This is a genomic window from Nonomuraea sp. NPDC005692 (genome assembly GCF_040631115.1).
Lineage (GTDB): Bacteria > Actinomycetota > Actinomycetes > Streptosporangiales > Streptosporangiaceae > Nonomuraea.
Genome location: NZ_JBEXYU010000021.1, coordinates 32,611 through 57,425, shown reverse-complemented (window position 1 = coordinate 57,425; position 24,815 = coordinate 32,611). Strand labels below are relative to the sequence as shown.

The 24,815-nt window shown below is 70.0% G+C and carries 26 protein-coding genes; 11 read left to right on the top strand and 15 right to left on the bottom strand.

Annotated elements, in window-relative coordinates; translation table 11 throughout:
- The first annotated feature begins 87 nt into the window (after nt 1-87).
- Nucleotides 88-3,228 (top strand): BTAD domain-containing putative transcriptional regulator, encoded by a 3,141-nt coding sequence (locus tag ABZ459_RS33645; protein WP_357979047.1) that lies wholly within the window; start codon nt 88-90, stop codon nt 3,226-3,228.
- Between the two features lie 48 nt (nt 3,229-3,276).
- On the opposite strand, the gene ABZ459_RS33640 is transcribed toward ABZ459_RS33645, so the two are convergent.
- On the bottom strand, nt 3,277-3,429 hold the full coding sequence (locus ABZ459_RS33640; RefSeq protein ID WP_357979045.1) for a hypothetical protein: 153 nt from the start codon (nt 3,427-3,429) through the stop codon (nt 3,277-3,279).
- Nucleotides 3,426-4,211, bottom strand: coding sequence for an alpha/beta hydrolase (locus ABZ459_RS33635; protein WP_357979043.1), 786 nt, complete (start codon nt 4,209-4,211; stop codon nt 3,426-3,428). Before ABZ459_RS33635 ends, ABZ459_RS33640 begins: the two co-directional genes overlap by 4 nt.
- 134 nt (nt 4,212-4,345) lie before the next feature.
- On the opposite strand from ABZ459_RS33635, the gene ABZ459_RS33630 reads away from it, so the two are divergent.
- Nucleotides 4,346-7,132, top strand: coding sequence for a LuxR C-terminal-related transcriptional regulator (locus ABZ459_RS33630; protein WP_357979041.1), 2,787 nt, complete (start codon nt 4,346-4,348; stop codon nt 7,130-7,132).
- 103 nt (nt 7,133-7,235) lie between these two features.
- Here ABZ459_RS33630 and ABZ459_RS33625 read toward each other — a convergent pair whose 3' ends face one another.
- Both ABZ459_RS33625 and ABZ459_RS33620 read right to left on the bottom strand, forming a co-directional pair.
- A complete protein-coding gene (locus ABZ459_RS33625) occupies nt 7,236-7,514 on the bottom strand; it encodes a hypothetical protein (RefSeq protein ID WP_357979039.1) in 279 nt (92 codons plus the stop codon).
- Nucleotides 7,515-7,711: 197 nt separating this feature from the next.
- A complete protein-coding gene (locus ABZ459_RS33620; protein WP_357979037.1) occupies nt 7,712-8,074 on the bottom strand; it encodes a hypothetical protein in 363 nt (120 codons plus the stop codon).
- A gap of 42 nt (nt 8,075-8,116) precedes the next feature.
- Between ABZ459_RS33620 and ABZ459_RS33615 the strand changes: the two genes are divergently transcribed.
- On the top strand, nt 8,117-8,260 hold the full coding sequence (locus ABZ459_RS33615; protein WP_357979035.1) for a hypothetical protein: 144 nt from the start codon (nt 8,117-8,119) through the stop codon (nt 8,258-8,260).
- A 71-nt stretch (nt 8,261-8,331) separates the two neighbouring features.
- Complete coding sequence (gene ligA / locus ABZ459_RS33610; RefSeq protein WP_357979033.1) at nt 8,332-10,407, top strand: NAD-dependent DNA ligase LigA; 2,076 nt, start codon at nt 8,332-8,334, stop codon at nt 10,405-10,407.
- 535 nt (nt 10,408-10,942) lie between these two features.
- Here the strand turns inward: ligA and ABZ459_RS33605 are convergent.
- Nucleotides 10,943-11,233 carry a hypothetical protein gene (locus ABZ459_RS33605; protein ID WP_357979032.1) on the bottom strand — a complete coding sequence of 97 codons (291 nt, stop codon included), beginning with the start codon at nt 11,231-11,233 and terminating at the stop codon, nt 10,943-10,945.
- 150 nt (nt 11,234-11,383) lie between these two features.
- Between ABZ459_RS33605 and ABZ459_RS33600 the strand changes: the two genes are divergently transcribed.
- Complete coding sequence (locus tag ABZ459_RS33600) at nt 11,384-11,509, top strand: hypothetical protein (RefSeq protein ID WP_357979030.1); 126 nt, start codon at nt 11,384-11,386, stop codon at nt 11,507-11,509.
- 186 nt (nt 11,510-11,695) lie between these two features.
- On the opposite strand, the gene ABZ459_RS33595 is transcribed toward ABZ459_RS33600, so the two are convergent.
- The 3 genes from ABZ459_RS33595 to ABZ459_RS33585 are packed head-to-tail and all read right to left on the bottom strand — an operon-like array spanning nt 11,696 to nt 12,680.
- Nucleotides 11,696-12,019 (bottom strand): YciI family protein, encoded by a 324-nt coding sequence (locus ABZ459_RS33595; RefSeq protein WP_357979028.1) that lies wholly within the window; start codon nt 12,017-12,019, stop codon nt 11,696-11,698.
- Between the two features lie 53 nt (nt 12,020-12,072).
- Entirely contained in the window at nt 12,073-12,432 is a 360-nt protein-coding gene (locus tag ABZ459_RS33590; protein WP_357979026.1) for a dihydrofolate reductase family protein, read from the bottom strand.
- Nucleotides 12,423-12,680: a hypothetical protein gene (locus ABZ459_RS33585; protein WP_357979024.1), complete on the bottom strand. Its 258-nt coding sequence runs from the start codon at nt 12,678-12,680 to the stop codon at nt 12,423-12,425. The genes ABZ459_RS33590 and ABZ459_RS33585 overlap by 10 nt, the downstream gene beginning before the upstream one ends.
- Before the next feature lie 318 nt (nt 12,681-12,998).
- Here ABZ459_RS33585 and ABZ459_RS33580 point away from each other — a divergent pair, with 318 nt between their 5' ends.
- From ABZ459_RS33580 to ABZ459_RS33570, 3 genes are all read left to right on the top strand, one after another.
- Nucleotides 12,999-13,589, top strand: a complete 591-nt coding sequence (locus ABZ459_RS33580) for a phosphohydrolase (protein WP_357979286.1) — start codon at nt 12,999-13,001, stop codon at nt 13,587-13,589.
- A 16-nt stretch (nt 13,590-13,605) separates the two neighbouring features.
- Nucleotides 13,606-14,040, top strand: coding sequence for a DUF6193 family natural product biosynthesis protein (locus tag ABZ459_RS33575; RefSeq protein WP_357979021.1), 435 nt, complete (start codon nt 13,606-13,608; stop codon nt 14,038-14,040).
- A 199-nt stretch (nt 14,041-14,239) separates the two neighbouring features.
- Entirely contained in the window at nt 14,240-14,884 is a 645-nt protein-coding gene (locus tag ABZ459_RS33570; protein WP_357979019.1) for a hypothetical protein, read from the top strand.
- A gap of 174 nt (nt 14,885-15,058) precedes the next feature.
- On the opposite strand, the gene ABZ459_RS33565 is transcribed toward ABZ459_RS33570, so the two are convergent.
- From ABZ459_RS33565 to ABZ459_RS33555, 3 genes are all read right to left on the bottom strand, one after another.
- Entirely contained in the window at nt 15,059-15,580 is a 522-nt protein-coding gene (locus tag ABZ459_RS33565; protein WP_357979017.1) for a GNAT family N-acetyltransferase, read from the bottom strand.
- Between the two features lie 153 nt (nt 15,581-15,733).
- Nucleotides 15,734-16,267 carry a GNAT family N-acetyltransferase gene (locus ABZ459_RS33560; RefSeq protein WP_357979015.1) on the bottom strand — a complete coding sequence of 178 codons (534 nt, stop codon included), beginning with the start codon at nt 16,265-16,267 and terminating at the stop codon, nt 15,734-15,736.
- Between the two features lie 223 nt (nt 16,268-16,490).
- On the bottom strand, nt 16,491-18,104 hold the full coding sequence (locus ABZ459_RS33555) for a thiamine pyrophosphate-dependent enzyme (RefSeq protein ID WP_357979013.1): 1,614 nt from the start codon (nt 18,102-18,104) through the stop codon (nt 16,491-16,493).
- A gap of 305 nt (nt 18,105-18,409) precedes the next feature.
- Here ABZ459_RS33555 and ABZ459_RS33550 point away from each other — a divergent pair, with 305 nt between their 5' ends.
- Both ABZ459_RS33550 and ABZ459_RS33545 read left to right on the top strand, forming a co-directional pair.
- Nucleotides 18,410-19,546, top strand: a complete 1,137-nt coding sequence (locus ABZ459_RS33550) for an FAD-dependent oxidoreductase (RefSeq protein WP_357979011.1) — start codon at nt 18,410-18,412, stop codon at nt 19,544-19,546.
- Between the two features lie 41 nt (nt 19,547-19,587).
- Complete coding sequence (locus ABZ459_RS33545; RefSeq protein ID WP_357979008.1) at nt 19,588-20,040, top strand: hypothetical protein; 453 nt, start codon at nt 19,588-19,590, stop codon at nt 20,038-20,040.
- 911 nt (nt 20,041-20,951) lie between these two features.
- Here the strand turns inward: ABZ459_RS33545 and ABZ459_RS33540 are convergent.
- The gene (locus tag ABZ459_RS33540) at nt 20,952-21,383 is read right to left on the bottom strand and encodes a hypothetical protein (protein WP_357979002.1); all 432 of its coding nucleotides are present in this window, start codon (nt 21,381-21,383) and stop codon (nt 20,952-20,954) included.
- Between the two features lie 191 nt (nt 21,384-21,574).
- A complete protein-coding gene (locus ABZ459_RS33535; RefSeq protein ID WP_357979000.1) occupies nt 21,575-22,003 on the bottom strand; it encodes a DUF4253 domain-containing protein in 429 nt (142 codons plus the stop codon).
- 214 nt (nt 22,004-22,217) lie between these two features.
- On the opposite strand from ABZ459_RS33535, the gene ABZ459_RS33530 reads away from it, so the two are divergent.
- Entirely contained in the window at nt 22,218-23,339 is a 1,122-nt protein-coding gene (locus ABZ459_RS33530; protein WP_357978998.1) for an FAD-dependent oxidoreductase, read from the top strand.
- 323 nt (nt 23,340-23,662) lie between these two features.
- On the opposite strand, the gene ABZ459_RS33525 is transcribed toward ABZ459_RS33530, so the two are convergent.
- Nucleotides 23,663-24,436 carry a hypothetical protein gene (locus tag ABZ459_RS33525; RefSeq protein ID WP_357978996.1) on the bottom strand — a complete coding sequence of 258 codons (774 nt, stop codon included), beginning with the start codon at nt 24,434-24,436 and terminating at the stop codon, nt 23,663-23,665.
- Entirely contained in the window at nt 24,433-24,792 is a 360-nt protein-coding gene (locus ABZ459_RS33520) for a hypothetical protein (protein ID WP_357978994.1), read from the bottom strand. The genes ABZ459_RS33525 and ABZ459_RS33520 overlap by 4 nt, the downstream gene beginning before the upstream one ends.
- Between the last annotated feature and the right edge of the window lie 23 nt (nt 24,793-24,815).

Sequence of the window (24,815 nt, the reverse complement as noted above, 5' to 3'; positions counted from 1 at the left end):
CCCGCCCACCCCGTCCGACCTGCGACTCCAAGGGGCGGCCGGGCGGGGATGGGTCAGGTGTTGTCCTGGTTCCGGCACAATTGCGGTGTGCGAGTCGGATTGCTGGGGCCCTTCGAGGTCCGGAACGCCCAAGGGGCCGTGGTCGAGGTTCCCGGGGTCCGGCTGCGTGCGCTGCTCGCCGCCCTCGCCCTGGAGGCGGGCCGGATGGTCACGCGCGCGCGGCTGATCGACTGGATCTGGGGGGAGCGGCCGCCCGCCGACGAGGTCAACGCCCTGCAGGCGCTGGTGTCCAGGCTGCGCAGGGTGCTGCCGGACGGCGTGATCGAGGCCGATTCCGGCGGCTACCGGCTGGCCGTGCCGCGCGAGGCGGTGGACGTGTGCCGCTTCGAGCAGCTGATCGCCCAGGCCCGCGCCGCCGTGCCCGCCGCCCGCGCCGACCTGCTGCGCAGTGCCCTGGAGCTGTGGCGCGGCGCCCCCATGGCCGACATCGTGATGCAGGACAGCGACACGTTCGACGCCGTGGTCACCAGGCTCGACGACCTCCACGTCGCCGCGCTCGGCGACCGCATCGACGCCGACCTGCGGCTCGGCCGGGGCGCGGAGCTGGTCAACGAGCTGACCGGGCTGGTGGCCGCGTACCCGCTGCGCGAGGGGTTCGTGGCGGCGCTGATGCGGGCGCTGGCCGAGGCGGGCCGCGGCAACGAGGCGCTGACCCTCTACCAGCGCACCCGCGAGCGGCTGGCCGACGAGCTGGGCGCCGACCCGTCGGCCGAGCTGTCGGAGCTGCACACCGCGCTGCTCCGCGGCGAGGTGGGGGAGCGGACGGACAACCGCAGGACCAACCTGCGCGCCGAGCTGACGAGCTTCGTCGGCCGGCACGACGACGTCTCCGCGGTCGCCGATCTGGCCGCCAGATACCGCCTGGTCACCCTGACGGGGGCGGGCGGCTCCGGCAAGACGCGGCTGGCCACCGAGACCGCCCGTACGATGCTCCCCGAGCTGCCCGACGGCGCCTGGCTGGTCGAGCTGGCCCCGGTCCGGGCCGGCGGCGAGCTGGCGCAGGCCGCCCTGACCACGATCGGCCTGCGTGACCAGGGCATGCTCGGCGGCGGGCGCGGCGGCGACCCGATGGACCGGCTCATCACCGCCATCCGGGACCGCTCGATCCTGCTCATCCTGGACAACTGCGAGCACGTCATCGAGGCCGCCGCGGCGTTCGCGGACCGGCTGCTGGGCGAGTGCCGCGGCCTGCGCGTCCTGGCCACGAGCCGCGAGCCGCTCGGCATCACCGGTGAGGTGTTGTGGCAGGTCGAGCCGCTCACGCTGCCCGCCGATGGCTCCTCGCCCGCCGAGAGCGGGTCCTCGCCCGCGGTGCGGCTGCTGCGCGACCGCGCGGACCTGGTGCGCAAGGACATCGGCTCCGACGCCGCCACCCTCGCGGCCATGACGCGGATCTGCCGGGCGCTCGACGGCAACCCGCTGGCGATCGAACTGGCCGCGGCCAGGCTGCGCACCATGTCGGTCGACCAGCTCGCCCGCCGTCTCGACGACCGGTTCCGCCTGCTGAACAGCGGCAGCCGTACGGCGCTCGCCCGGCACCGGACGTTGCGCGCGGTCGTCGACTGGAGCTGGGACCTGCTGAGCGAGGCCGAGCGCGGCGTGCTGCGCCGGTTCTCGGTGTTCTCCGGCGGTGCGAGCCTGGAGGCGGCCGAACGCGTGTGCGGCGACGAGGCGGACGGTGAGCTGGTCTTCGACGTGCTGACCGCGCTGACCGAGAAGTCGCTGCTGCTGGCCGACGACGACGGCGCCCCGCGCTACCGGATGCTCAACACCATCAAGGAGTACGCGGCCCAGCGGCTGGAGGAGGCCGGGGAGTCCGAGGCGGCGCGGCGGGCGCACCTGGCCCACTTCACCGAGCTGGCCGAGACCGCCGACCCGCACCTGCGCCGGGCCGAGCAGCTGGAGTGGCTGGCCGTGCTCGACGCCGAGCACGACAACATCATCACGGCCCTGCGCGGGGCGATCGCCGAGGGGTGGGCGTACGAGGCGATGCGGCTGGTCGGGGGCGCCGGCTACTACTGGTTCCTCAGCGGCCACCGGGCCGAGGGCGCCGAGCTGAGCATCGCCGCGTCCGGGCTGAAGGGTGAGGTGCCCGACGAGGTGCGGGCGATGGCGTACCTCATGGTGACCATGTTCGTGACGTCCGGCGTGGGCGGCGACCAGTTCCAGGCGCGGGAGTGGATCCAGGAGGCCCACCGGCTGGCCCTGAGCAGCGGGTCGCGGAAGCCGCTGCTCGGGTTCGCCGCGCTGCTGGAGCGCACGCTGCAGGGCCCGGGGGCGTTCCTGCCGGCGTTCGAGCCGCTGATCGCCGGCGCCGATCCCTGGGTGCGGGCGCAGGGCAGGCTGGCCCGCGGCCGGTTCCGGCTCACGCTCGGCGCCGACGAGACCGACGTCGACCTCGACGCCGAGACCGCGCTCGCCGAGTTCCGCGCGCTGGGCGACCGCATGGGCATCTCCCTGTCGCTGACCTTCCTGGCCGATCGGCTCGCCATGCGCGGCGAGTTCGCCCGTGCCTGCGAGTACTACGAAGAGGGCGCCGTGGCGCTGACCGAGGTGGGCGCGACCGAGGACGTCGTGGGCGTGTGGGCCCGCCAGGCCCAGCTCCACTGGCTGCTCGGCGACGAGCGGGCCAGTGCCTCGGCCATGGCCGAGGCCCAGCGGCACGCCGACGGCATCGTCTGGCCGGACTCCCTCGCCGAGCTGGCGCTCGGGCAGGCGAAGCTGGCGCGCTGGCGCGGCGAGGCGGACCAGGTGCGCGAGCACCTGGCCACCGTTCGGGCGGTGCTGGCGGACGAGGAGATGGTCGCCTCGGTCCGTTCCACGATCATGGACCTGTACGGCTACCTCGCCGACGACGTCGAGCAGGCGCGCGCGTACCGGCGCAAGGCGTTCGACGCGGCCGTGCAGAACATGTTCCCGCCGACCATCGCCGAGGCGCTGGTCGGGATCGCCGACGTCGCGTTGCGCGAAGGCCAGGACGAGCAGGCCGCGCGGCTGATCGCGGCCAGCGAGGCCGTGCGCGGCACGCCGGACCGCTCGCTGCCGGACGCCGCCCGCATCGCCGGGCAGGCGCGCGAGCGCCTCGGCGAGACCGCGTTCGCCGAGGCGGACCTCGACGGCCGCCGCCGCGACTTCCGGGAACTGGCCGAACTCACCCTCGCCCGCTGAACGTCCCACGCGCCCACAATCGATCCGCCGACCTGCCGCGCCCGCCCGTCAAGCTGCCGCTGATGGTGACGTGCCGGTCCGTCCCCTGCCTGAGGGCGGCGAGTTGGCCATCTCCTCGTCGTAGTAAGGGAAGTGCCACTGCTCGGGGGTTTCCACGACACCGTCCAGCGACACGAACAGCTGCGAGACGATGGTGCTCATGCTGTGGCGTCGGTGAAGAACGCGGCGAGCGCGGGGGCGATGGCCTCGGGGGCCACGTTGTGCGGCTGACCGGTGAGGGTGGCCCGGCGGACGTCCGGCAGCAGGTCGGCCACGGCCTGCGCCGTGCTGCTGATCCACGGGATGGTCTCGCCGTCGATCACCAAAGTGGGCGCCGTGACGCCGGTCAGCCGATCGGCGGGCAGGGAGAAGTCGCCGGTGATGGTGGCGTCGTAGATGAGCGTGTGGGCCACGGCCTCCATCGCCGGCCAGCCCGGGAAGTCGCGCATCGGGGCCACGAACTCGGCCGGGATGCCGACCGCGGCGGTGAGGAACAGCTCGCACATGTCGCCCCGGCGGCCCTCGGCCAGCAGCGCCACGAGCTGCTCGCGGTAGTCGGCCGGCACCGGCGTACGGGTGCCGGGCAGGATGTAGGGAACCTCCCACACCGCCAGCCTGTCGACGGCGAGCCCGCGGGCGGCGGCCTCCAGGGCGATGATGCCACCGCCGGAGGTGCCGTACAGGTGCGCCGACCCGCCCGCCGCGGCGATGACGGCCTCGATGTCCTCGAACTCGCGGTCCACCGCGTAGGGGGCGGTGTCACCGCTGTCGCCACGGCCGCGCCGGTCGTAGTTGTAGACGGTCAGGTCCTTGGCCAGCAGCTCGGCCAGGGGCGCGGTCGCGGATCGGTCGTTGGGGCCGGCGCCGATGAGGATCACCGCCGGGCCCTGCCCGATCCGGTCGTAGGCGATCGCGGTGCCGTCCTGCGAGATGACCTTGTCCATGGCGTTTCCCTCGTGTCGGTGTTCGTCGGTTGCATGATCAGAATGCTGCACGTGGCGGCCGTTCCACATCCGTGGTCTCCACCGATTCGCTACTGAGACCTCCGTGACGTCCGCACGTACGTGATGATGTCCGGATGATCGCAAAGGTGTCCCAGCGCGAGGCCGAGGTGCTGGCGGCGGTGGCGGCGCGGCTGTCGAACGCGCAGATCGCGAACAGGTTGCACATCTCCGTCCGCACGGTCGAAAGCCACGTCGCCTCGCTGCTGCGAAAGTACGGCGTGGCCGACCGGCAGGAGCTGGCGCAGCAGGCGGTGCAGGCCGGTGTGGACCGCGACATCCCGGATGGGCCGCACCTCGGGGTTCCCACCCCGATGACCTCGTTCGTCGGGCGCGAACGGGAACACGAGGCGGTCCTGGCGGCATTCGGCGCCTCCCGGCTGGTCACCCTGCTGGGTCCCGGCGGCGCGGGCAAGAGCCGCCTCGCGGCAGAGATCTGCTCCACGTACCCGGCCGGCGGGGCGTTCGTGGATCTGGTTCCCGTACGGGACGGGTTCGTCGCGCAGGCGACGGCCAAGGTGCTCGGGGTCGGTGAGCGCGCCCAGCAGCCGTTGGAGGATGCCGTCGTCGAACGGCTTCGCCGCGATCGGGCGCTGCTCGTCCTCGACAACTGCGAGCATGTGCTGGACACCGCCGCCGGCTTCGCGGAGCGAATGCTGGCAGCCTGTCCGGGCACCCGGATCCTCGTGACGAGCCGCGAGCGCCTCGGCGTGCCCGGCGAACGAACCGTGCCGATCGGCCCGCTGCCTCTGGCCTCCGACGCGGAGGCGCTCTTCCTCGACCGGGCCACCGCGGCCGATCCGGAGTTCGACGCCGACCTGGCCCAGCTGACGGAGATCTGCGCCCGGCTCGACGGGATTCCTCTGGCCATCGAGCTCGCCGCGGCCCGCAGCGCCTCTTTGGGGCTTGCCGGGCTGTTCGTCGCGCTCGACGACGCGCTGAGGCTGCTCACCGGAGGACGGGCAGCCGACCGGCGGCACCGGTCCCTGCGCGCGGTGCTCGAATGGAGTCACGACCTGCTCGACGAGGAGGAGCAGGCGCTGTTCCGACGACTGTCGGTGTTCTGCGGCGGGTTCGACCTGGCCGCCGTGACGGCGCTCGCCGCCGGCCGCCCATCCGGCGCCGTGAGCCATGTGCTGGGGCGGCTCGTCGACAAGAGTCTCGTCGTACGCGCCCCGGGAACGGCGAGCCGATGGCGGCTCCTGCAGACCGTCAGAGCCTTCGTCGAGGACCTGTTACGAGACTCCGGCGAGTACGACGCGGCTCGGGAACTCCATCTGCTGTGGGCCGCCGGTACCGCGACGGCGGTGCGGGAGCGGCTGATCGCCGCCGGACAGAACGGCGCCGGGGCGGCGGCGCCGTTCGAAGACAGCCAGAAGGACGGCGCCGAGGTCTGGCGGCGGGAGTTCGACGAGGTCTCAGACGATCTGCGTGCGGCGCTGGCCGCCGCACCGCCCGGACCGGGTGGTGCGGCGCACCGGCTGGCCCGCTCGCTGGGTCACCTCGCCTTCGCCCGCCGATTCCTGGCCGAGGCCCAAGGCCACTACCGGCAGGCAGCCGAACGAGCGCCCGGTCCCGCCGAAGCGGCCGAAGACCTGCGGCACGCGGCCGACTGCTCCCTGGACAACATCTCCGGGCAATACGCGTTCGACCTGCTGCTCGCCTCGGCGGCGCAGGCCCACGCCGCGGGCGACGAGAACGGCCGCGCGGTCGCGCTGGCCCGTGCGGTGGAGACAGCGGCGAGGTTTCTCGCCTCCTTCCCCGAGGGCATTCCCGGCGAGCGGCTTCGCCGTCATCTCACCGAGGCGGTCGAGGCCGGAGACCCCGGCGACCCGACCGTGGCGGCGGCCCTCGCCGCGGCGGCGGCCTGGACCGAGCGGCCGGGCGCCTTCGACCCGGACCCGGTCCTGGCCGCCCGCGCGCTCGCCGTCGCGCGGACGACGGGCGACGCCGTGCTCATCAGCGCGGGGCTCGACGCGGTGACGACCGCCGCCGTACGGGCCGGCCGGCATCGCGAAGCCCGGCGGTACGCCGAGGAGCGGCTGGCACTGCTGTCGGAGATGGACCGCGACGACCCGCGTTCGGCCATCGAGATCGTGGACACCCTGCACGTGGCCTGCACCGACGCGATCGTCGCGGGAGATCTGCCCGCGGCGATCAGCGCCGGTCGGCTCATGATGGCCGACGACCTCGTCGGGGACCACCCCTACATCTCGGCCAGCAGACTGATCCCCGCGCTCGTCCTCACCGGAGATCTCGGCGCGGCCCTGCGCTACGGCGAACGGATGTGGGAGGGCTGGGAACGAGCCGGCCGGCCGCCGGCCGGATGGCTGCTGCCTTCCGTGTCGGCCATGGCGCTCGCCCATGGACTTCTCGACGACCAGGGCCGTTTCCGGCTCTGGCGTCACAGGGCCGGCGTGGTGGTCGACCACGCGCAGGCCGGGCTGACTTCCTTCGGCGCGTTCGTCGATGCCCGGGCCGCGCTGCAATCCGGGGACCTGAGCGACGCCGCCGCCCTGGTGGAGCGGGCGTTCGGCACGTTCTCGATGGGACGTTACGCGGCGTACGCGCAGGCGGCGGGAGCCGAGCTCGCGGTCGTCGCCGGGCTGCCCGACGCCCCGGACCGGCTCGCGGTCGCGCTGCTGACAGCCGGCGAGAACCACTGGGCCTCGGCATGCCTGGCTCGCGCCGGCGGCAGGCTCCACGCGGACCCGGACGCGCTGGCGGCCTCGGTCGCCCAGTGGGAGGGCATCGACGCTCGGCTGGAACGAGCCCATACCCTCCTGCTGATCCCGCATCGCGCCGAAGAGGGCCGAGCCGCTCTCGACGCACTGATCACGAGTACGGGCAGGAGAACCTTGTAACTCGTCCGCGCGTATCGGGAGTTCGTCCTCTTGACCGACAATCCGGGGTCGATCAGCTCCGCAGCTGGGCGAGCCCGGCAGCGCCAGACGCCCCGGTAGCCGGCTATGGGGCGTTCGTGCCGTCGCGCGCTGCGATGGCCGCGGCCATGAAGTCCTGGAAACGCGCGAACTGTTGCTGATCCATCTTCAGCGGCACCCCGTTGACGATCCGGTCCTTGTACCGGGTACCGATCGTGACCTTGAAGCCGTCACCGTGTGGCTTCGCGTCCACGCCGAGGAACGCCACATGGTATCGCCTGGACTCAGTCAGGCAATGGAAGATTTCGAAGGTCCTCCCGTCCTGCACCAGGATGTACTCACCGATCGCGAACTCCACTGCCATGGCTTCCCGTTCATGCCGCTTGCTGTGTCCGGTCGGACTCGGACGCGCTTCCGGGGAAAACGGTCGGACTTCGAGCCGGCACGACGGGCGGTAGGCCCGACTCGTACCAATCATGAACCGCTACCGCGACCTACCGCAAAGCTACTTGGCGGGTGAGGTCGTCGCAGGGTCCGGCCCGGGGGAGCCGGTTGGCCGGCTCACCCGGGACCGGTGACCGGGATCATCCTCACGCCTTCAGCTTGCCTCCGCCGTCGTCGATGAGGACCGTGCCCGTGGTGAAGGTGTTGCCGATGACGAACACCACTCGGTGTCCACCACGCGGCCGAGGCAGCGGCGACGAAAGTGATCGAGCCATGCTCCGACAGTGCCGTCGCCGCTGCCTTCGCGGTCAGGAAGTGCGGGATCAGCTTGTCTGCAACGGCCTGGCGCAGCGCGTCCGCGGTGATCGCGGAGAGCGGCCCGGCAGCCTGGCCGCGCCCGCTGATGCTGAGCACCACGTTGTCAACCGTACCGATCCGGTCGAGGAAGCCGCGTGTGGCCTGCTCATTCCTGGCGTCCACGACGTAACCCGTGCCACCGGTCTCCCGACCAAGGCGGAGGTGATGCTTGCAGCGCTGACCGCGTTCGTCGAGGCGCCTACAGGCAGCGAGGACCTGCGCACGTTCCTCCTTGGGACCTTCCGGCTGAGCGCGTTCACCTCACGACGACAGCCAGGCAAGCATCGCGGTGACATCGTCGGCGAGTGACTCGTCGGACCGCCGCCGACTGGAAGTGGCAGGGGGTCCGGATTGTCGGTGGCTACCGGCATTGTAGTGCTATGACCGAGACGCCCCCTTTTACCGTCCTCGCTGATGACACGGCCTACGCCGAGGCCGTGCAGCTCGCCGTGGACTCCGCCGCCGCCTACTACGCCGACGGCACCTCCACCCTCGACGACGACGCCTACGACCGGCTGGTGCGCGGCATCCAGGCGTACGAGGAGGCCCATCCCGAGCAGGTGCTGCCGACCTCGCCGACGGGCAAGGTCGCGGGCGGCGCGGTCGTGGGGGACGTGCCGCACACCGTGCCGATGCTCAGCCTGGACAACGTGTTCGGCGCCGAGCAGCTCGCCGACTGGGCCGCCTCGGTCGAGCGCAGGCTCGGCCGTCCGGTCACCGCGTGGAGCGTCGAGCCCAAGCTCGACGGCCTGGCCATCTCGGCCCGCTACCGCGGCGGCCGGCTGGCCCAGCTCGTCACCCGGGGCGACGGCACCGCGGGCGAGGACGTCTCGCACGCCATCGGCACCATCGTCGGCCTGCCCGAGCGGCTGGCCGAGCCGGTCACGGTGGAGCTGCGCGGCGAGGTCATGATGACGACGTCGCAGTTCGAGGAGGCATGCGCCAAGCGCTCGGCGCACGACGGCACCACGTTCGCCAACCCGCGCAGCGCCGCCGCCGGCACGCTGCGCGCCCAGGACCGGCCGTACGTGTGCGAGCTGACGTTCTTCGGCTACGGCGCGCTGCCCGCGCCGGGCGACGACTCCGACCTGGCGGTACGGCTGCGCGAGCTGCCGCACAGCCAGGTCATGGAGTGGGTGGCCGGGCAGGGCGTGCAGACCACGGCCGCCACCGCGGTCGCCGGGATCGTCACCGACACTCTGGAGCGGGTGCAGGAACGCGTCGGCGAGATCGCCGCGGCCCGCGCCGGGCTGCCGTTCGGCATCGACGGCATCGTGATCAAGTGTGACCTGGCCTCCGACCAGGCCGAGGCCGGGTTCAGCTCGCGCGCGCCGCGCTGGGCGACCGCCTACAAGCTGCCCGCCACCGAGAAGATCACCAAGCTGGTCGGCGTGGAGTGGAACACCGGCCGCACCGGGATCATCGCCCCGCGCGCCGTGCTGGAGCCGGTCGAGCTCGACGGCAGCGTCGTCACCTACGCCACGCTGCACAACGTCGCCGACATCACCCGGCGCGGCCTGATGCTGGGCGACAGCGTGGTCGTCTACAAGGCGGGCGACGTGATCCCGCGCGTGGAGTCGCCGGTGGTGCACCTGCGCACCGGCGAGGAGCGGCCGATCCCGATCCCGCAGGTCTGCCCGTCCTGCGGCGACGCCATCGACAGCTCGCAGGAACGGTGGCGGTGCGTGCGCGGGCGGGCCTGCCGGGCGATCGCCTCCATCGTCTACGCCGCCGGACGCGACCAGCTCGACATCGAGGGCCTGGCCGAGAACCGCATCAAGCAGCTGCTGGACGCCGGTCTGATCGCCGACTTCGCCGACCTGTTCTTCCTCACCCGCGAGCAGCTGCTCAGCCTGGACCGCATGGGCGAGACCAGCACCGACAACCTGCTGGCCGCCTTCGAGCAGGTCAAGGGGCGGCCGCTGAGCCGGGTGTTCGCGGCGCTCGGCGTCCGCGGCACCGGCCGGTCGATGAGCCGCCGCATCGCCCGCCACTTCGGTTCGATGGAGGCCATCCGGGCCGCCGACGCCGCGGCGATCCAGGCGGTCGAGGGCATCGGCCCGGAGAAGGCTCCGGTCGTGGTGGCCGAGCTGGTCGAGGTCGGGCCGCTGATCGACAAGCTGGTCCAGGCGGGCGTGAACATGGCCGAGCCGGGCTGGACGCCCCCCGCCGAGCCCGGCTCCCCGGAGACCGGCGGCGGGTCCGGGCTGCCGCTGGCCGGGATGTCGGTCGTGGTGACCGGCGCGATGAGCGGCACGCTGGAGGCGTTGAGCCGCAACGAGATGAACGAGCTGATCGAGCGCGCCGGCGGCAAGGCGTCCTCCAGCGTCTCGGCCAAGACGTCGCTGCTGGTGGCCGGCGAGAAGGCCGGCTCCAAGCGGGCCAAGGCCGAGAGCCTGGGAGTGCGCATCGTGACGCCGGAGGAGCTCGCCGAACTTGTCAGCTCCTTTCTGTAGCTCTTCATGAGCCGAAGCAGGTTCCGTGGAGGCGCACTGCCGCCACGGAACCTGCTTCGGCTCGTGGTAACGGCTGAGTGCCGTGCTCAGAACTTGCGGTCGCGGCCGGCCTCGGCTCCGCAGCTGGGCGCGGCTACCTGTCCCGGCCGCGCGATCGGCTACCTGCTCACCCACCAGCGATCCGACGGCGGATTCGGCCCCGCGGTCTTCGTCCTGACCGCCCTGGGAGACCTCCACCACGACCGCGCCCTGCGACACCAAAGGCGTAGACACCGCCGTGCCATGCGGGACCCTACGCACGTCGGACGGTGAGTGTCCTGCACAGGCAACTGACGGAACGGGCGTCAACGGCCGACCGCGGACGGCAGCTGCGATGACAGCCCATGATCATCGCTATCGCCGATCTCTGCACCCAGACTCCTCAGGGCCACCCCAACACCTCGGCGGCCTGACCAACCAGTTCGCGCATCAGGGGACCCACCCCGAGCGGCAGTTGACGACCCGTTCGCCGAGCCGGCGATCCTGAGCCCGGTAATCAGGGCAGGTTCGAGCGCTGTCGCCGGCCACGAAGCCTCTCCAGTGCGGCCGCAACCTCATTGACCTGCTCAGGCTTCCGGGTGCTCCACTCGGAGACCTCGTTGAACCATCGGTTCCAGACCGCGCCCACAGCCTCGGCTGTGATCTCTTCCTCGCCGCACACCAGAGCGGTCAGATCATGCACTTCAGGGCCGTACTCGTCCTTGGGAGCCCCCATGCCCAACAGACCTTCGGGGTCGTACTGATTGATCAGCACACGGACAGCAGCGGCTATCTGATCATCCCTCATGCCTCCAGCATGCCCCGGCACCTCCGGGCCTTCCCCTTACTTGCCGAACATGCCTGGCAGTCCTTCAAGCAGCTGACCGTTATCACCCGCGGCGGCCCGAGCACCCCACCTACAGGGCGAGCTGCGCCGCGAGATCCACGAGGGCCGCAGGTGGTGGAGAACTGGAACTCCGCCAACACCGACCTGTTCCACGGCAGCGCCGGCACCATCCCCGGCAGCGACAAGGCTTCCGCGCGGGTGATGCGCCGCTCCATGGCGGTCTCGGCCACCACGTAGGCGCGGGCGAGCTCGGGCAGGGTCAGGCCGCCGACCACGCGCAGGGTCAGCGACGCGGGTCTGCATCGCCGGCGCCGGGTGGCAGCAGGTGAAGATCAGCCGGAGCCGGTCGATGGCCTTGCGGTTGGCGGCGGTGGTCAGCCAGGCGCCGGGGTTGGGGGTATACCGTCGGCCGGCCACCGCTGCTCACAGGAACGGCCGCACCTCGATCTTCCGATCGCAGACCTTCGATGCCTCGGCGGCGAGCTTGAGCGCCACATCCAGATCGGGGGCCTCCCACACCCAGATGCCGGCGAGATACTCCTTCGACTCCACGAAAGGCCCATCGCTGAACACCGCCTGCTCGCCCCGGTTGTCGATGACCGTGGCCGCGTCGGTGTCGGCGAGTCCGCCCGAGAAGACCCAGTAGCCCTCGGCGATCAGCCGTTCGTTGAACGCGCTGATGGCGGGCCGTCTGTCCGTGCTGCCAGGATCGCTCTTGTCATCGATCACGGAAACCAGGTACCGCATTTGAAGATCAACTCCTGTGACGTCAAGACAGCGTGGTCCGGTGGCCAGGGACTTCAGACCGTCGCATACCGCGGGCGCCCAGCCGGCCGGTAGACCTGGATCGACACACCCTTGGTGTCGACCCGCGATTCGACCAGGTCGAGCGCAAGATCCGGGCCCGCGTCGGGGAACAACCGCGCGCCCTGGCCGACGACCACCGGGACGGTGATCAGAGTCATTTCGTCGACCAGGTCGTTCTCCAGCAGCCACTGGATCAGGATGCCACTGCCGTGCACCTGCAGCTCACCCCCGGGCCTGGCCTTCAGCTCACTGATGGCCGCCGCGAGGTCACCGCGGAGAACGGTCGTGTCCCGCCAACGCGGGGCGGTGAGCGTGGTCGAGGCAACGTACTTGGGCGCCTCGTTCAAGGCCACGCCGATGGGATGTGCACGCATCTGGTCGATTGCCCCCAGGAGCCGGTGAACAGCTCATACGTGCGCCGGCCGAACAGGAACGCCTCGGCGCGCTGAAATGCCTGCGTGATGAACGACCTGGTCTCGTCGTCACCCTTCCCCCGGGCCCATCCGCCGCGCTCGAATCCGTTCCCGCGGTCATCCGACGCGGCGCCGTTTCCCTGCATCACTCCGTCGATGGTGACCTGAGTCATGGTCGTCAGCTTCATGTCGTGGTCCCTTCGCCTTGGCGCCGTCCCCCTGCGGGGGGCCTCACCCCTGCTACGAACGCCACCGCCCCGATCCGACACCGCCTCCCGGATTTCTTTGCAGAATTTCCGGTACGCCGGTCGTCAGCGAGCCGACACACCAACGCGGACACCAGCGGCTAACGCTCCGCACCCATCGCCCAGATCTTTCTCGACGGAATTCGGCCCCGATCCCGATGGCAACACGGGCCCCAGCTGCTCTACTGGCCACCAGGCCAAGGACCTCCACTCTCACGACGTCCCCGGAGGAGGCGCGATCAGTACCCTGGCGAGGTGACGATGGACGCCGCCATGTCGAGGGCCACGAGTGGCGCAGTCGACCCTCCGCTGATCCCTCTGCCAGAACACATCGCGGAGCTGCTGTCCGACGTGGGAAGCCCGCTGCGACTGGTGGCCCACCTGCGGGCCGTGCACGATGTCGGGTACCAACTGGTCGCCTGGTTGGAGAAGCACCGTCCCTCCTTGATCTTCGACCGTGAGGCGGTGCTGTTCGGGGCCGCGACGCACGACGTAGGAAAGGCCGTCCATCTCGGCGAGCTCTCCGGCCCTGGGTCGGCGCATGAGGAAGCGGGGCAAGCCCTTCTGCTCGGCCGCGGCGTCAACCCGGAGCACGCCCGCTTCGCCGCGACGCACGCATCCTGGACGCGGCAGGATGCCGGCCTGGAAGACCTTCTTGTCAGCCTCGCCGACAAGGTCTGGAAGAACAAACGCGTCCCGGACCTGGAGGACCTCATCGTGGCCCGCCTGTCCGAGGCCACCGGCCGAGCAACGTGGGAGGAGTTCATCGCGCTCGACGAGATCCTCTCTCACATCGGCGAGCGAGCCGACGAACGACTGGCGTTCCAGGCATCCTTCCCGATCCACAGCTGAAAGCCGGCGACACACCATGACGATGAACTCCGGCACCTCCGGTCGGATACCTCGGATCCCGCCGAGGCCAGAGCTTCCCGATCTCGCTGCTGCCCGCAGGCTCGGCCCCGCGGAGACCGTCGAGGCGCGCTGGCAGCAGTTGCTGCTCGTCTGGCGCTGGCATCACGAGCGGCATGAAGCCCTGCACCCCGGCAACGCCTACCCGGGCATCGTGGCTCTGATCGAGGCTGCCGGCGCGGAACCGAAACTCCGGCAGCTCTATCCCTTCACCAGCCATTTCACGATGCTGTTCAGCAGCTGCACGAGTTACCCGTGGTCGGTCCAGGCGCCGTCGATCGAACCGCTACGTGACGGCCGGTTTCGTGTCCGTCGTCCTCGAAGCTCCGAAGCCATCGGGGTCACCCACACCGCGGGCATCGCAGTGGCCCTCGCCGGCCCGTTCGGCTCGTGAGGTCCTGGAGACGTTCACCTGCCCGGCTTCGGAGCGCTTGCTGATCGAACCATCGTCTACCGGGACGTCTTCAAGAACGATCCAGAAGACTGGCCGTTCAACCCGCCCGTCGTGGACCTCTTCGGCCCAGAACTGAAGGACCAGGAGATCAGCAGCGAAGACTTCGAGACGGCCTGGCAGCGCGCCCGCAGGGAGAACCGTGAGCTTTGATGACCAGCCCGGCGCCTCACAAGCGCGGAGGTACAGCGCGGCCGATATCACCGTGCTCGAGTTCGACGCCGCCGTCCTCGAACGGCCGGGCATGTACTTCGGGGTAGAACTGGACGACCCCAGGCTGCCGGCCTTGTTGCTGTCGGCTGTGACGCGGCACGCACTGCACCCAGCACCGCGAGTCGCCGGAAATCACTGGCTGACCTCGGAGATCGTTGTCCTCGGAGACCTCTGCTTCACCGTGGCCATCGACCAGCGGCACTCGTGGTCAGCCTCCCCGCCCCTCGGCTACTTCGACTCCCTACTCGGCCCCGAGTGGTGGCTCTTGGCAGCCATCGCAACCCTCTGCACATCGACAACGGTCGAAATGTGGAACAACGGCCGAGGTTTCCGCCAAGAACTCGCCGGCCTGCGCCCTCTCAGCCCCGTGCAGAGAGTCGACCCGCGGGCCGGAAGCGGGACTCGCATCACCTTCACCATCGACGCCCGCAACCTCCCGCCCAGCGCTGCCTTTCCCGCCGACCTCGGCACCATCGACGCCCACGGCACGGACTGCACCGCAGCAGACGGACCCGGTCACGTCGTCATCCGCGACGCCAGGCCGGGCAACCAGAGCAGCACCTGCCTGGCCTAGGGATTCACTTCTCGCCCCATGGTGCGGCGATCTCGAGAAGGACCACCCACACCGGGTTGACCACCAGCGATTCGCCCGCCACCCAGCCCGCGGCCCGCCTTGTACGGGACGCGCGCTGGTCGATGAAGCTCCGCCCGGATCACGAGCGGCGGCTTCGTCAGCCTCTGCGGCTGCTCATGTGGCAATCATCGAGAAGACTGCCAGGTCATAAGCCTCGCCCCCGTCCCGCTCAGCGATCCGCACGGTGCCCTCCCGCTGGTATCCGGCTTTCTCGGCCACCCGTAGGGAAGCGGCGTTGTCGATGCGGGAGCGCAACTGAACACGCCGTATCCCACCGTTGACAAGCGCCCACCGTCCGACCGCGCGCGCGGCCTCGGTCGCATAGCCGCGACCTCGCTGACCTGTCTGAATTCCGTAACCGATCTCGGTGCGGCCGACCTCCCAGTCGGTGTCGCGCAACCCGATACTGCCGACGATCTCGCCGGTGGCCTGCTCCACGATCGCCAGGTGTACGCCCTCGCCGTCCAGCCGTCGCCGGTGCACGGTGTCGGTCAGCCACCCGTGCACGTCGGCGACCATCTCCGGGGAGCCGGGGGGCAGCGCCGTTCGATCCCCGGAGGCCACGAAGGCCGCCACAGGCACGGCATCCTGCGGCCCGAACTCACGAATCACCAATCCATCGGCGATGATCTTCACTGGAGGGAACACGGCGTGCAGTTTAAGCCCCTCACCTGACGCGTGATGTGTCGGGTGGCCGACCCGGGAACTCCCACCCTTTGCGTCCCGTCGAGGACTTCGGCGGTGGCCACCTGTGCGAGCTGCGTGATCTGGTGGCCGATGCTCGCGTCTCTAGCGCGGGTCGAGTACGCGCGTCATCCAGATCGAGTTACCGTGTTCGACGTCCTCGTCGATGCGGTCGCTTCGGTGGAAGCCGAGTTTCTCAAGGACGCGGAACGAGGGTGTGTTCCACTCCCGCACAGTGGCCCAGAGGCGGCGACGCCCTGTTCGAATCGCGGCTTCCAGGACCGCTCGGGCGGCTTCTGTCGCATAACCATGGCCGTGAGCTCGTTGTGCCAGCTCGTACGCGATCTCAGGTTCGTCGAACGATCCCTGGCCGACGGTCAATCCGCAATACCCGATGAACTCACCGGTGTCGCGCAGCTCTATGGCCAGCAACCCGAGCCCAGGAGCCGCCGTCAGCGGATTGTCAATGAGCCAGCTGCGGACGTCCTCGACCGTCGGTCGTCCCTCGGCGTCGATCCGCCGGGCCGCCGGCACTCGCGGGTCCCGCTCAAACCACAACCCGCGGAACTCCTCCGCGTCCGACGGCACCCACCGCCGCAACCGCAGCCGCTCGGTCACCAGCTCCGCCGGAAAATCCATATATGTCATCATCTCGACCAACCTAACCCAATGCTGATCAACCTCGGACGGCGACCTTCCAGGTCATCCCAAGGCCGTCCCTCGCCTCGATCCCGAACGGTTCCTTCACAGCACGCCAGACGGTCCAGGGTGAGGCGGCCGCCGCAGGGCGCCCGGAGCGTCCTCGCGGCGCTTTGCGGCGACGCGTCCCTCATTGCGTCAGGAGGTGGGTTCGGACGGTGGTTCAGGGCAGCACTGCAGGCAGGCCGCGCGAGTCGACCTTCGCGACGATCAGCGCCGGGGCGCTGGGCGACGTCTTCACGGTGGCGAGCGCCTGGTCGAGCTCCGCCGCGGTGTCCACGGAGTACGTGGACCGCACGCCCAGAGCGTTGGCGAACTTGACGAAGTCCCATTGGTTGAGCAGGACGTAGGGCTTCGGCGTCACGCCGGGGTTGGTGAAGTAGTCCGAGTCGATGAGGTACTGCTCCAGGCCGTAGATGCCGTTGTCGATGACCACGACGACGGGGTTGCGGTCATAGCGTACGAACGTGGACAGTGCCTGGGCGGTCATGTGGAAGCCGCCGTCGCCGCAGATGACCAGGGGACGCCTGCTCGACCCGAAGGACGCGCCGACGGCAGCGGCCACGGAATGGCCGATGGAGGCCCACACGGCGCTGCTCAGGAACCCGTCGCGGCCTTTGACCGGCAGGTTCGCCGCCGAGGCGCCGCCGAGGAACGTGTCCGGCATCGCCAGCCATGAGGCTTCCAGGGCGACACCGACGCGGTCGAACACCTGGGCGTAGGTCAGCGGGCCGGTGGCGACGGGCGGGGCCGGGTCGACGGCCGCGGAGATGGGAACCGGCGCCTCCTTCGCCGCCTCGGCCACGAGTGCGGTCACCAGGGCGGTGATGTCCGCGTTCTGCTTGCTCCCGTTCTTGATCTTCACCTTGCCGTCGTAGGCGGTGACGATGTGGTCGGTGTTGTCCCGGATGAACGTGGCGTAGCTGCCGGGGAAGACGCAGCCGAGCATCACGATCAGGTCCGCGTCCCGGACCTCGGGGGGCTGGCTGCTCGGCGGGGCGAAGACCCCGACCCAGCCGTCGTCCTGTTCGGACAGCACCGATTTGGCCAGCACCTGGGTCGACCAGCGGACACCGAGCTTGGCGATCAGGGCGGCGACCTTGTCGGCCAGTCCGTAACGCTGGACCTCGACGCCCAGCAGGAGCACGGGTTTCGTGGCGGCGCGCACGAGGCCCACGATCGTGGTGGCGAGCTGCTGCTCCGTGCCCGCCGCCGGATTGGTGACGGGCAGCGCGCCGGCCGGGGGCGTACAGGCCGCCGTCCAGATGGTCCGATCGATCTCGATGTAGACCGGCCGTTTCTTCCTGATCGCCGTCGAGATCGCGCTGTCGACCAGGGCGGGCACGTCGGCGGCCTGCTCGGCGCGGGCGGCGCTCGCGGTGACCAGCCGGTAGGCGTTGAGGTCTCCGTCGGGCTGGCCGGTCGAGTGCGAGAACAGGACGTCCAGGTTCTTCAGGTTGGCCCGGTTCGCGGCGCTCGGGCCGCCGTTCACGACGACGACCGGGCTGCGCTCGACGAACGCGCCGGCGATGGCGTTGATCATGCTGAGCATGCCGACGCCGTTGGCCACCGCGGCGGCGCCGAGGCCCTTCGTACGCGCGTAACCGTCGGCCGCGTATCCCGCTTCGAGGTCGGTGGCCGTCACGACCGGCGTGATGTGGTGCGCGCCCACCGCGTCGAACAGCGGGGCACCATATGCGGCGGGCACACCGAACAGGGTGTCGACCTGTTGCTGGCTCAGCCGCTTGAGTATGTAGTCGGCAACGGTGAAGGGCACGATGACGCTCCTGGGCATGCCCGCCGTACGGCAGATCAGTCGGAAGGGACAGGCGCGGATCGTCCGGCCGCTTGGGACGCCTACCCGCGCGGCCGGCCGGGCGAACGCGCGGGAGCCGTGCCTTGACCTTACTCAGGACGGGTATTTCCGCAGGTCAAGACGTCCATGTGCGGCACGGCCGGACGTCGTCGCCGCCTTGGAAACAGTCGTCCAGAAACCGGTCAAGCGTTGGAGTCCGGGGAAGGGCCGGACGCCTGCACGGGTATGCGTACCGATGGCCAAGCATCTGATCACCGGAGCCCGACATGCTGCTGGACGAGCGTGGAGTGAGCACACCTTCCAACCTGCCCACTCCGGACTTCACCTTCGACCCCCATCAGCCGGGCGCGTGCGTCGCGGGTCTGAGGCCCTACCGCAAGAACTCCTATCGGCTCGGCGGCGAGGAGCTCGGCGACAAGTTCGTCATCCACAACTACGGCCACGGCGGTGGAGGCATCACGCTGAGCTGGGGCTGCGCCGCCGCGGTGCGGGACATGGTCCTCAAACGTCAGGTCGACACCAAGGTCATCGAAAGGGAGATCGCGGTGATCGGCGCGGGCGTCATGGGAATGACCGCCGCGACCCTGCTGCTCGACCTCGGGCTGAACGTCACGATCTATTCCGACCGCAAGCCGGTCGAGACCACGTCGTACAAGGCCGGCGGCCAATGGGCCGCGTCGATCCTGGAGTATTCCAAGGACTTCGCCAAGGTGCAGGAGTTCCAGTACATCCTCGCGACCGCCTACACGATGTTCAAGGCCAGCATCGGCAAGGGCTTCGGCGTGTCCGAGGTCGACAACTACAGCGTCCGCCCCACCTCGGGCATCGACGTCGTGCATGAACTCGTGCCGGGACTGCTGCCGCCGCGCGAATATCTCCCGCGCCTGCCGTTCCAAGGACACACCACCTCCGGATACAGGTACCGGACGTTGCTCGTCGAACCGCCGATCCTCATTCCCAGGCTGGAACGCGACCTGAGGGCGCGCGGCGTCATGTTCGTGAGCCGGAGATTCATCAACAGCACGGACGTGCTCACGTCCCTGACGCAAAAAGTCATCATCAACTGCACTGGCCTCGGCGCGAAGGAATTGTGGAACGACAACAACATGATCTCGTACCGAGGACAGCTCGCGATGTTGCGGCCGCAGGTGAACCTGGAATACCTGTACGGGCAGAGCGGGTACATGTTCCCGCGCCATGACCGCGTCGTCATCGGGGGCACCGTCGAGGAGAACGACCACGAGGTGTTCGATCCCGACAAATGCAAAGACCTGGTGGATTACATGGCCGGCGTGTTCGGCCAGGGGCCCGCGGTGCCGATGCCGGACTTCCACGTTCACCATCCGCGCAACGAGCGCATGGTCGATCCGAGACTGTCGATCGCCCATGACGCCGAGCACTGAACGCGGGAATGTCAGCAACCACAGGAAGTGACGAGGCGTCAATGACTCAGACAGTTCAGGGATTCAGCGTCCAGGCCAAGTGTCTCGCCCAGGACGGCAAGCCGTGGCAGCTGCCCGGACCGGACGACACAGCAGAGAAGGGGGAGAGAGTGACCCTGTACATCACTGCCCGCCTTCTCAACTCGTCGCAGCCCTCCACGGACCTGGCGATGATCGACTGCGAAATGCTCCGCGGATTCACGCCAGTTACGGATTCGCTCGACGCCCTCGTCGCAGGCGGCCTCGTCACCTTGTACGACATTGATGAGACAGATCAGTTGAACCAGCGACTGGAGCTCTACCTCAAGGAAGTCGGAAGCACTCCTACCGAGATCGCCTTCGAGATCGAGTGCAGACACGCGGTCCGCGACCTGAACCCATCGACGATCGAACTCTCCGACTCCTACGACGCCGACAGCGGCGTTACCACCACGTATCCCACGGTCAAAGAATGACGAGCCAGTCGCTGACGGCAGCGATGGGGATGGCGGCTTCGTAGCGGACAGCACCGGCGCCGCGCCGCCTTCGGCAGTCCCGCGTACGACAACTCGGACGCCGCCCTGACCGCCACGTGCAGGACCGATGGAGGCGACGCCGTACGGGGTGCCGCCGGAACACGCCTACGCCACGCCCGACAGCGGCTGGGCCGTCTCGTCGTGGACAACACCAACCGGCATTGAACGCTGGGCGTCGTGGTTCGGGTGGCGGCAAGGGCCGCGCCCACCGCAGGTGATGAGCCCGGTCGGCGCTGACGCTGCCCGAGGGGCCCAGGAAGGTCTGGTCGTCACCCCTCCATCGGACGCTTCGCGGTGACGGTCGCCGGCCCCCAGCCCCTGGAGGCAGCCCCACGTGGGCGAGCTGGTCCAGAAGGGTGTCCGTGAGGTGTTCGGTGAGAAAGCCGAGGATGAGGGCGGCGCGGTCGGTGCTTGCGACAGCCCGCCCGAGGTGCAGGACGAGCTGGACCCCGCCGTCTTGGCGGCCATGGTCGCCCCCTTTTCGGCAAGGGCGCGGGCAGTCCTCGGGACCGCTCTTTCGTCTTGGCCATCCCACCCCGAGCGGCGCGCAACGCCAACGGAAGAGCCCCCGAGCCTCGTCCGCGACGTGGTGTCCGGGTCCGCGCCGAGCTCCCGGATCGTTTCCTAGGGCGCGGACATGGAGGGCAACCTCGGCCCGGCACCTTCCGGATCAACACCAGCTTCGCGGACGGGTTCGCCGGCTGCTGGTGAATCCACCCGAGGACCGACCCGACCGGTCCTGGACGCACAACCCCCGACCGGTCCTGGACGCACAACCCCCGGGCGGTCCGGTCCGACGGCCCCGTGGCGTCAGACCGGACCCGGTCCGCCGGATTCCCGGCGGATGCGGACTACCCCCAGCACGGACCCTGGGCGCCGTTGACCCAGTCGATCTTGATGACCGTCACCGGCAGAGGGTAGGTCTCGTGTCCCGCCCCGACGTCACCGTCCTCGGCGCGGTGAACGCACATCGACCCGCTCTGGCCGACCGAATTGACGTACGAGACCACGACGTGGTCCTCGGTGTCGGGCCAGCCGTAGTTGAAGAAGGACCGGACGTTCTTGTACGGGCTGAAGAGCACCCCGATGGCCGACCAGTCTTCGCCCCGGCCGATGCTGATCTTCGTTGCTTCCGAGATGACCTCTGTCGAATACATGCAGAAATCTCCCCGCCCGCAGCCATACATGCGATCGGGAAGGCTTGCCGCGCTCGCGGGTGACGCGAACGCCAGCCCGGCAAGGGAGATGGCAGCGACAGCAGCCGGGATGAATCTTCTCAGCATGAGATCTCCTCGTCAGTGGTCCGAGCAAGCCCGAAGGCCGTGAAACGCCTGCCCGTCGCGCAGGTGGCGGCAGGCAGGGGCCCAGTCTTGGTGGCTGACGGATTGACTGGAACCCCGATTCGCCACGCCACACAAACTTGATCGCGGTACTGGTGGGGCGGAGCCAGTTCATCTCCTCGGGCCCAGGGCTGTCACCCGGTTCCGGCCTCGGCAGGAACACGCAGCTCAGCGCCCCTGCCTGTCGTCCACTTGTTCTCGGTTGTTGCCTTGTCCACGCCATCGGGACGCGGTATCCGATCTTGTGCAGACATGGGACGCCGAACTGGCCCACCCCCACACCCTCCATCCCGGGAGTCGAGTCCCACGATGCGTTCCACGTAGGCGGCGACCGTGATGTTGTCCGGGCAGAAGGCGAAGTGCTCAGTCGCGACGTGAAGAGCCTCCTGAAGCGTCGCAGGCGGAGAGGCGACGCTCACGTACAGGTCGGCGAAGCCGACGACCACCGCGCCGAACCGGTCCTTCCAACTGCGTACGACGGCGGCGAGCTCACCGGTGTCGTCGGTGTGTTCGCCGGGCCCGTCCATCAGCTGCGGATGTCGCCGGGAGAGCCGCGTGGTCACCCGGCGAGGTCGCGCGGTAATGGTCGCAGCCGCCGGAATTGAGGGAACCGCCGATCTGAGTGCCCAAGGAGAAGGGGCGGCCGATAACGAACCGTCCATCAATCGGACAGCCTCGATGCCGCGCTTCACCGGTCACCACATCCGCACCGCAGAAAGAGAAAGCCATGACGCTTGCCATGGGGCCGGAGACGAATGTTCGTGAGAAAATCGGGTCGTGGAGCGGCCTGGATGTGTTGCTGTCATCGGGGTGGGCGTTCTCGGAGCCTGTGTGGGCTGGAATTTGGCACGGCACGGCGTCAAGGTGGTCTTCGTCGATGCGGGCCGGCCGGGTGAAGGGGTCACCGACTGGTCGTTCTCGTGGGTCAACGCCAGTGCCAAGACCGCGAGCAGGTCCTACTTCGACCTGAACGTCGCGAGCATGGCGGCGTACCGCGAGCTTGCCGAGATCATCGGGCCGGACCCATGGTGGCACCCCGACGGCCACCTGCGCTGGGCGGACGACCCCGCGACGGAGGCGAGCCTCCTGGAAACGGCCGGGCTGCTGGCCGGCTGGGGCTACCGGGCCGAGGTACGCACGGGAGCCGAGGCACGCCGCCTCGAACCCGCGCTCACGGTGTCCGACGAGGTTCCGGTCGTGTTCTTTCCCGACGAAGCCTGGGTGCACGGACGCCATCTCGTCGGCCGCCTGGTCGGCCAGGCCGTCGCGGCCGGCGCCGAGCACCGGTTCGGCGCCACGGTCCATGACATCGGCACCGCCGCCGACGGGAGCGTACGGACCGTCGCCCTGTCCGACGGCAGCCGTCTCGACGTCGACGTGGTCGTGAACGCCGCGGGACCCGGCGCCGCCCACGTCGCCGGGCTCGTCGCGCGGCACTTGCCGATGCGCCGGGAGCCCGGCCTCGTCACCCGGATCGAGTGTGCTCAGGTGCCGATCCGCCGGGCCATGCACGCGCCCCGCGTCGCGATCCGTCCTGACGGAGACGCTTCGGTGGTCCTCCACAGCCGCGAGGTCGACGCGCTCATCGACACCGGCGAAGATCCGGCGGCGCTCGAACGGCTGCTCCACGAGTCGGCGCGGCACGTCGTTCCCAGGTTCGAGGACTCCCGCGTCGTCGGGACACGGGTGGTCGACCGACCCATCCCGGGCGACGGATACCCCTCGGTGGGAGCGGTGCCGTCCGTGCCGGGCTACTACGAGGCCGTCTCCCACAGCGGCATCACGCTCGGGCCGGTGATCGGCCGGCTGCTGGCGTCGGAGATCGTCAGCGGGAGCAGGGACGAGACGCTCGCCGAGTTCCGCCCGGAACGGTTCTCCCATGACAACCGGGCAAGTTGACGGTACGACCTCTTCCGCAGCCGGTCTCAGCCTCCCGAGGGCACACCACCACGAACGCCCTTCGCCGAGCACCTGAGCCAGAAGCCCCCGCACGGTTTCGCCAGCTGCACCGACCTGTGGACCTTGCGATGGTCTTCTGGGGCTTAGAGCTGATCTCTGTTGTGCCTCGATCTCTCGCCGTAGTCGAGCGGGGGGAGCGCGGGTGACCGAGCCGAAGAAGACCGGCTCCAAGCGGGCCAATGCCGAGAGCCAGGGAGCGCGCATCAGTTCGCCGAGCTCGCCGTAACTGCACGGGCCGCACCCGGCCGCCCTGAGTCGGGCCCTCACTCGCGGCGGCGGCGGCGGGGCGGGAGGTCGGGGCCGCCCTTGTGCAGCCGGGCGTTGATCTGGCCGGCCTCCTCCGCCGTGATCACACCGTGCGGCAGCTCCACGCCCAGCGCCGTGGCCAGGTCACGCTGGCGGACGTCCACCAGGCTCTCCACCAGGGTCGCGTACGCGTGGGCATGGCGCCGGCCGGCCGCCCAGCCGCCGGTCACCAGGCCCGCCGCGACCACGGCGCCGGGCCACCAGGCGCAGCCGAGGAGCGCGTACAGCAGGCCCCAGCTCACGGTGAGCGCGGCGGTGTCGAGCGCCGCGCGGGCCTCGCGTACGGGCACGCGCTGGTGATCCTCCAGCAGCGACCACAACCGGGGCCACACCAGGGAGACCCGCAGTCCGTGGTACTCGGCCCGCACCCGCTCCTCCAGCAGCGCGAGCCGACGCCCGGGCCAGGTGAGCCTGCGCCCGCGCCGTTCCAGCAGCCACAACCGCTCGACCGCGCCCACCGCCAGCCGGGCCAGGCCCGCCGCCACGGCGGCGGCCAGCACCGCGACGACCCCCACCGTCACCAGCGCCACCGGATCGAGGCCGATCCGGGTCAGGTCGGCACGGGTGCGCCGGACGAGCAGGCCCAGATCGAGGGCGTGGGCATGGCCGAGGGTGACCGCGCACCAGGCCGCCGCCGCGAAGCAGAGGCCGAGCGGCCAGGCCGGGGACAGCCAGCGTTCGGTGGCCTTCTTGCCGACCTCGGTGAGCAGCCCGTCGAGCACGGCGGTCACGACTCCGTGAAACGCATGGGCCGCCGGCGCAGGTCGCAGACGGGGGGCCGGTTCGCGGCGTCGCGACCCGACCGGCGGGGGCACCAGCCGTCGGGGCAGACGTACACGCCGCGCAGCTCGGGCCCGGCGGCGCCGAACAGCAGATACGGCTGCGGATCTCCGCGCCACTCGTCGGCCTCCTCGGCCTCGTCGGCCGTGGCGGGGTCGAGCAGCGTCAGCACGTCGCGGGCCGTGCCGCCCTCGTCGAGCACGGTCAGCGCGTCGGCCAGGGCCGCCAACCAGCCGCCGGCGGCGGCGTCCCGCCGCAGGGAGGGAAGTTCGGCGCAGAGGTACGCCCGCGCCTCGTCCTCGGTCATGGCCACATCGTCCACGATGGACG

Excerpts from the sequence above, each read along its gene's own strand:
- ABZ459_RS33640 (WP_357979045.1), bottom strand. The coding sequence starts at position 3,429 with ATGAGCACCATCGTCTCGCAGCTGTTCGTGTCGCTGGACGGTGTCGTG.
- ABZ459_RS33635 (WP_357979043.1), bottom strand. The coding sequence starts at position 4,211 with ATGGACAAGGTCATCTCGCAGGACGGCACCGCGATCGCCTACGACCGG.
- ABZ459_RS33630 (WP_357979041.1), top strand. The coding sequence starts at position 4,346 with ATGATCGCAAAGGTGTCCCAGCGCGAGGCCGAGGTGCTGGCGGCGGTG.
- ABZ459_RS33625 (WP_357979039.1), bottom strand. The coding sequence starts at position 7,514 with ATGGCAGTGGAGTTCGCGATCGGTGAGTACATCCTGGTGCAGGACGGG.
- ABZ459_RS33615 (WP_357979035.1), top strand. The coding sequence starts at position 8,117 with ATGCTTGCAGCGCTGACCGCGTTCGTCGAGGCGCCTACAGGCAGCGAG.
- ligA (WP_357979033.1), top strand. The coding sequence starts at position 8,332 with ATGACCGAGACGCCCCCTTTTACCGTCCTCGCTGATGACACGGCCTAC.
- ABZ459_RS33605 (WP_357979032.1), bottom strand. The coding sequence starts at position 11,233 with ATGAGGGATGATCAGATAGCCGCTGCTGTCCGTGTGCTGATCAATCAG.
- ABZ459_RS33595 (WP_357979028.1), bottom strand. The coding sequence starts at position 12,019 with ATGCGGTACCTGGTTTCCGTGATCGATGACAAGAGCGATCCTGGCAGC.
- ABZ459_RS33585 (WP_357979024.1), bottom strand. The coding sequence starts at position 12,680 with ATGAAGCTGACGACCATGACTCAGGTCACCATCGACGGAGTGATGCAG.
- ABZ459_RS33580 (WP_357979286.1), top strand. The coding sequence starts at position 12,999 with ATGGACGCCGCCATGTCGAGGGCCACGAGTGGCGCAGTCGACCCTCCG.
- ABZ459_RS33575 (WP_357979021.1), top strand. The coding sequence starts at position 13,606 with ATGACGATGAACTCCGGCACCTCCGGTCGGATACCTCGGATCCCGCCG.
- ABZ459_RS33560 (WP_357979015.1), bottom strand. The coding sequence starts at position 16,267 with ATGGATTTTCCGGCGGAGCTGGTGACCGAGCGGCTGCGGTTGCGGCGG.
- ABZ459_RS33550 (WP_357979011.1), top strand. The coding sequence starts at position 18,410 with ATGCTGCTGGACGAGCGTGGAGTGAGCACACCTTCCAACCTGCCCACT.
- ABZ459_RS33545 (WP_357979008.1), top strand. The coding sequence starts at position 19,588 with ATGACTCAGACAGTTCAGGGATTCAGCGTCCAGGCCAAGTGTCTCGCC.
- ABZ459_RS33540 (WP_357979002.1), bottom strand. The coding sequence starts at position 21,383 with ATGCTGAGAAGATTCATCCCGGCTGCTGTCGCTGCCATCTCCCTTGCC.
- ABZ459_RS33520 (WP_357978994.1), bottom strand. The coding sequence starts at position 24,792 with ATGACCGAGGACGAGGCGCGGGCGTACCTCTGCGCCGAACTTCCCTCC.